Consider the following 4577-nt stretch of genomic DNA (forward strand, 5'->3'; position numbering starts at 1 on the left):
GCTCAACGCCGACTGGCGCGGCAAGGCGGCCCAGAGCATAACCAACGCCGTCGCGCTGTTCGCGTCGGCCAAGGCCGGATCGGGAACCGGAGGTTGACATGACCGGCGACGCCTGCAACCAGAGGCGGCGTTGCGCGACGACAACACCCAGTGCTTTTATTTCCGGCCAGCAGCCGTGAAATCAGGCATTGCCGTATTTTGTCCACATGGCGGCGACAAGGGTTTTCGATTACGGATTGGGACCGGCTCGAAAGCTTGCGTGAAAGGCGGCTTCGTTTAGGAAATTCCCGAACCAAGGACTGGAGCGGGTATGATTCGTCTCATTGGCTATTTTTTCGGCATCGGCACGACGCTGGCCCTTCTGGTCGCGGCGGGCGTTGCGATCTACATCGGCCATTTGTCGAAGGATCTGCCCGACTACGAGGTACTGGCCAAATACGAGCCGCCGGTGACCACCCGCATCCATGCGTCCGACGGCGCGCTGATGGCCGAATATGCGCGCGAACGGCGCCTGTATCTGCCGATCCAGGCCATTCCGGACCGCGTCAAGGCGGCCTTCCTGTCGGCGGAAGACAAGAATTTTTACAATCACCCGGGCATCGATGTGACCGGCCTCGGCCGCGCCATCATCGTCAACCTGCAGAATTTCGGCTCGGGCCGGCGCCAGGTCGGCGCCTCGACGATCACCCAGCAGGTGGCGAAGAACTTCCTGTTGTCCTCGGACCAGACCTACGAGCGCAAGATCAAGGAGATGATCCTCGCCTTCCGCATCGAGCAGGCCTATCCCAAGGATCGCATTCTCGAGCTCTACCTCAACGAAATCTTCTTCGGCTTCGGCGCCTATGGCGTCGCCGGCGCGGCGCTGACCTATTTCGACAAATCGGTCAACGAACTGTCCGTGGCCGAGGCCGCCTACCTGGCCTCCCTGCCCAAGGGGCCGAACAACTATCACCCTTTCAAGCATGCCGATCGCGCGATCGAGCGCCGCAACTGGGTCATCGATCAGATGGTCGAGAACGGCTATGTCACGCGTGAGGAAGGCAACAAGGCCAAGGCCGAGCCGCTGGGCGTGACGCCGCGGCGCAGCGGCACCTATCTGTTCGCCGGCGAGTACTTCACCGAAGAGGTGCGCCGCCAGATCATCGCCCGCTACGGCGAGAATGCGCTCTACGAAGGCGGCCTCTCCGTCCGCACCACGCTCGATCCGAAGATCCAGCTCATTGCCCGCAAATCGATGCAGAACGGGTTGATGAAATACGACACGCTGCGCGGCTATCGCGGGCCGGTGACATCGATCGATGTCTCGGGCGACTGGGGCGTGCCGCTTGGCGCCGTCAAGGGACTGGAGGATGTTCCCGAATGGTCGCTCGCCGTCGTGCTCGACAGTTCGGCGACCGGCCTGTCGATCGGCCTGCAGCCCGCACGGCAGGCGTCGGGCGAGATCGTCAAGGAGCGCGTCGAAGGCACTATCAGCAAGGAGGACATGGGTTTTGCCATGCGCCATGTGGTCGCCGGCAAGACCGTCAAGGCCAAGTCGCCGGCGGAGGTGCTGAAGCCGGGCGACGTCATCTTCGTGCAGAAAAACGATGGTGCCGAGGGCACCTACAGCCTGCGCCAGGTGCCCGAAGTGGAAGGCGGCCTGATCGCCATGGACCCGCACACCGGCCGCGTGCTGGCCATGGTCGGCGGCTTCTCCTATGCGCAGTCCGAATTCAACCGCGCCACGCAAGCCATGCGCCAGCCGGGCTCCTCGTTCAAGCCGATCGTCTATTCGGCAGCGCTCGACAATGGCTATACGCCGGCCTCGGTCATCATGGACGGGCCGATCACGATCCAGAGCGGCAACACGAGCTGGACGCCGAAGAACTATGACGGCACCGTCGCCGGTCCGGCGACCCTGCGCTCCGGCATCGAGAAGTCGCGCAACCTGATGACGGTGCGGCTTGCCAATGACATGGGGATGAAGCTGGTGGTCGAATATGCCGAGCGCTTCGGTGTCTACGACCATCTGGCACCCTATCTGCCAATGGCGCTGGGTTCCGGCGAAACCACCGTGATGCGCATGGTGTCGGCCTATTCGATCATGGCCAATGGCGGCAAGTCGATCAAACCGTCGCTCATCGACCGCATCCAGGACCGCTACGGCAAGACGGTGTTCAAGCAGGACGAACGTGGCTGCCAGGGTTGCAATGCGCAGGAATGGCAGAACCAGCCGGAGCCGGAGCTGGTCGACAATTCCGAGCAGGTGCTCGACCCGATGACCGCCTACCAGATCACCTCGATGATGGAAGGCGTCGTGCAGCGCGGCACCGGCGCCACCATCGGCGAACTCGGCCGTCACATCGCCGGCAAGACCGGAACGACCAACGATGAAAAGGACGCCTGGTTCATCGGTTACACGCCCAACCTCGTCGTCGGCCTCTACATGGGCTATGACACGCCGCGCGGCCTCGGCCATGGCGCCACCGGTGGCGGTCTCGCAGCCCCGATCTTCAAGGACTTCATGCGAGTGGCGCTGGACGGCACGCCCAATGTCGACTTCAAGGTGCCGGAAGGCATGAACCTGGTCGCCATCAATCGCAAGACCGGCATGCGTGCCGCATCGGGCGATCCCGGCACCATCATCGAAGCCTTCAAGCCGGGCACCGGTCCCGCCGACAGCTATTGGGTGATCGGCATGGGCGCCGACGGCTCAAATGCCACCGGTGGCGCGCTGTCGCCGCAAGCCAATCAGGCTATCCAGTCCGGCGGCGGCGGCCTCTACTGACGATTTTCAGGGGCGGATGGGCTGGCCTTGGGCCGGCCCATTTTGCTTTACAGCCGGCGGCGGCGTGCCTATGTATCGCGCCGACCGATTTCAGCAAACAGGACAGAACAGCCAGCCATGCGCGCGGAAACGCAGAATATTGTCGACGAGATCAGGCAGGCGATAACCCTGCTGAGGAGGCATCTTTGACTGGGATCAAGCCATAAAGCGGCTTGAATACCTCAATGTGCGCGCCGAGGACGCCAGCCTCTGGAACGAGCCGCTGGAAGCGCAGAAGCTGATGCGCGAACGCCAGAGCCTCGAAGAAGGCATCGCCTCGGTGAAAGGTCTGACGCAGGCGCTGGAAGACAATATCGGCCTGATCGAACTCGGCGAGGAAGAGCGCGATGAGGGCGTGATCGCCGAGGCGGAAGCCGCGATCCGCTCGATGCAAGGCGAAGCGAAGGCCCGCCAGGTCGAGACGCTGCTGTCGGGTGAAGCAGACTCCAACGACACCTATCTCGAAATCCATGCCGGTGCCGGCGGCACCGAAAGCCAGGACTGGGCCTCGATGCTGCTGCGCATGTACACGCGCTGGGCCGAGCGGCGCCGTTTCAAAGTCGAAGTGCTGGAAATGCATGACGGCGAAGAGGCCGGCATCAAGTCCGCCACGTTGATGATCAAAGGCCACAACGCCTATGGCTGGATGAAGACGGAATCGGGCGTTCATCGCCTGGTGCGTATTTCGCCCTATGACAGCAATGCGCGCCGGCATACGTCCTTCGCCAGCGTCTGGGTCTATCCGGTCATCGACGACACGATCGAGATCGACGTCTCCGAATCCGACGTCCGCATCGATACTTATCGCTCGTCCGGCTCGGGCGGCCAGCACGTCAACACCACCGATTCGGCGGTGCGCATCACGCATCTGGCCACTGGCATCGCGGTCGCCTGCCAGGCCGAACGTTCGCAGCACAAGAACAAGGCCAAGGCCTGGGAGATGCTGCGCTCGCGCCTTTACGAGGAAGAGCTGAAGAAGCGCGAGGCGGTTGCAAACGCCACCGAAGCATCGAAGAGCGATATCGGCTGGGGCCACCAGATCCGCTCCTATGTGCTGCAGCCCTATCAGTTGGTGAAGGATCTCCGCACCGGCGTCGAGAGCACCAGCCCGTCGAGCGTGCTCGATGGCGACCTCGACGATTTCATGGAAGCCTCGTTGTCGCAGCGCATCGAAGGCGGTGCCGGCGAAGCCGTGGCGGACCTGGACTAGGATATGCCCATATTCAGGTGAGGCCGGCCTGGCCTCATCTGAACATACCCCTGCGCACCACAGCAATGGAGGAGAGAGTGCCGAGCAAGCTCACCGGAAAATGCTTTTGCGGCGCGGTTCACTACGAGGTGGCCGACGAATTCCTCTATGCCGCGAATTGCCATTGTTCGGACTGCCGGCGCACCACCGGTTCGGCATTCAAGCCTTTCGCCGGTATCGAGCGTGAAAAGTTTGTCCTCACCGAAGGCGAGGACAAACTCCTGATCTTCGGCGACCAAAGCGGCCACAACGCGCATTGCTGCCAGTGCGGCTCCTTGCTTTATTCGCTCGTGCGCGACGGCGCCTATGTCCATGTCGCCATGGGAACGCTCGTCGACGACCCATCCATTCGTCCAACCGAGCACATCTTCGTCGGTTCGAAGGCGGGCTGGTTCACCATCACCGATGACCTGCCGCAGTATCAAGAGCACGTGATTGCCGGCTCCGACCAGCAATAGGCTGGAACCACAGCGGGCCAATCCCGTTTATTCGACGCCCGTTTGCCGGGAATTGACCTTGGCC

Annotated in this window: 3 protein-coding genes; all 3 read left to right on the plus strand. The window is 62.4% G+C overall.

Features of this window, described 5'->3' with window-relative positions; genetic code table 11:
* Positions 1-310 precede the first annotated feature (310 nt).
* The 3 genes from EN884_RS26640 (at position 311) to EN884_RS26650 (ending at position 4513) form a co-directional block, all read left to right on the plus strand.
* Complete coding sequence (locus EN884_RS26640) at positions 311-2767, plus strand: penicillin-binding protein 1A (protein WP_013531366.1); 2457 nt, start codon at positions 311-313, stop codon at positions 2765-2767.
* A 117-nt stretch (positions 2768-2884) separates the two neighbouring features.
* Positions 2885-4016, plus strand: a protein-coding gene (prfB, locus tag EN884_RS26645) for a peptide chain release factor 2 (RefSeq protein WP_013531367.1) whose coding sequence is annotated in 2 segments (ribosomal slippage) — positions 2885-2950 and positions 2952-4016 — 1131 coding nt in all. Because the reading frame shifts where the segments join, the coding sequence is not laid out codon by codon here.
* A 65-nt stretch (positions 4017-4081) separates the two neighbouring features.
* Entirely contained in the window at positions 4082-4513 is a 432-nt protein-coding gene (locus EN884_RS26650; protein ID WP_063168090.1) for a GFA family protein, read from the plus strand.
* The last annotated feature ends 64 nt before the right edge of the window (positions 4514-4577 follow it).

It is taken from the genome of Mesorhizobium sp. M7A.F.Ca.AU.001.01.1.1 (assembly GCF_004022735.1).
GTDB classification, from domain to species: Bacteria; Pseudomonadota; Alphaproteobacteria; order Rhizobiales; family Rhizobiaceae; genus Mesorhizobium; species Mesorhizobium ciceri.

Excerpts from the sequence above, each read along its gene's own strand:
- EN884_RS26640 (WP_013531366.1), top strand. The coding sequence starts at position 311 with ATGATTCGTCTCATTGGCTATTTTTTCGGCATCGGCACGACGCTGGCC.
- EN884_RS26650 (WP_063168090.1), top strand. The coding sequence starts at position 4,082 with ATGGAGGAGAGAGTGCCGAGCAAGCTCACCGGAAAATGCTTTTGCGGC.